The organism is Arthrobacter hankyongi (assembly GCF_022012395.1).
Classification (GTDB): Bacteria; Actinomycetota; Actinomycetes; order Actinomycetales; family Micrococcaceae; genus Crystallibacter; species Crystallibacter hankyongi.
Map to the genome: position 1 here is coordinate 1 of NZ_JAKLTQ010000044.1, position 1,506 is coordinate 1,506.

Consider the following 1,506-nt stretch of genomic DNA (forward strand, 5'->3'; position numbering starts at 1 on the left):
GGCGGGTTCTGGCGGTCGTTGCAACATCCCGTGAATTTTGGGAGTTGCAACGACCGTGTCGTCTTTAACGGGAAAATCACGTTCCCACAGGAAATACACACAGCAGCAGAAGGATGAGTTCTTCGTTGCCCTGGACCGGCTGGGGAATGCCGCCAGGGCTGCCGCCGAGCTCGGGTTCAGCCTGAGCGTGTGTTACCGGTGGGCGGGGAAGGCCGGGATTTCCGGCAAGCCCGGCAGGCCGGTTCATCCCGGCCGTGAGGAGTTCTTCCGGCTGCGCAGGGCCGGTCTCTCGCAGCGGGCGGCGGCAAAGGCCGTGGGCGTTCACCCGCGGACTGCCCGGGACTGGGACAAGGGGATCCGACACTCGCGCGGACGCAGGATCCGGCCCGACGGGCGGGCGGGCGGATACAACAGTGGTGTGACCGCCACGACTGCCCCCGCCGCCACGGCCGGCCTGCCGGCGCTGGAAAAACCCATCGATGCGCGCTACCTGTCCCTCCCGGAGCGGGAGAGGATCCGGGACATGGCAGCGACCGGCGCCCCGCAGCGGAAGATCGCCGCCGCCCTGGGCCGGGCCCCGTCGACGATCAGCCGGGAAATTGCCCGCAACAGCCGCCCGGACGCCGGCTACCAGCCCTACGCCGCGCAGCGGCAGGCCGTTGCCCGCCGGTCCCGGCCCAGGCAGAGCAAGCTGAGCGTCGAGGGACCGTTGCGCAGCTACGTGAAGGAGAAACTGCTCGTACGCTGGTCACCGGAACAGATCAGCCGCACGCTGGTCAGGGAGTTCCCCGACAATCCGGAGCTGCGTGTGTGCCACGAGACGATCTACCAGGCCCTCTACGTCCAGGCACGCGGCGGCCTCAAACGCGAAGTCCAGGCCGCGCTGCGCACCGGCCGCGCCCGCCGCCAACCACGTAATGCCGGCGGGGAACGCCGCCAACGGTTCACCGACCCGATGGTGATGATCTCCGAACGTCCGCCCGAAATCGAAGACCGGGCAGTGCCCGGCCACTGGGAAGGGGACCTGATCACCGGGGCCCATAACCAGTCCGCCATCGCCACCCTGGTCGAGCGCACCACCCGGTACGTGATGCTCGTCCACCTGCCCGGGGACCACACCGCCGAAACCGTCCGCGACGGACTCGTCGCCACCATGTCCACCCTGCCGGTGCACCTGCGCGGCTCGCTGACCTGGGACCAGGGTGCCGAGATGGCCGCCCACAAATCCTTCAGCACCGCCACCGACATGGACGTCTACTTCTGCGACCCCGCCAGCCCCTGGCAGCGCGGCTCGAACGAGAACACCAACGGACTGCTGCGCCAGTACTTCCCCAAAGGCACCGACCTGACCGCCTACGGACCAGAGGACCTCGAACACGTCGCCCAGGAACTGAACGGACGGCCACGCAAAACGCTCGGCTGGGACACCCCGGCCGAGCGCCTGCGCGATCTACTCTTGACTAACTAGCCACCAGATGTGTTGCAACGACCCCCAGAATCCGCCCA

At 68.1% G+C, this 1,506-nt stretch carries 1 protein-coding gene; it reads left to right on the forward strand.

Annotated features, from left to right (window positions below):
* Positions 1-271: 271 nt before the first annotated feature.
* Positions 272-1,468 (forward strand): IS30 family transposase, encoded by a 1,197-nt coding sequence (locus LVY72_RS24030; RefSeq protein ID WP_372463780.1) that lies wholly within the window; start codon positions 272-274, stop codon positions 1,466-1,468.
* The last annotated feature ends 38 nt before the right edge of the window (positions 1,469-1,506 follow it).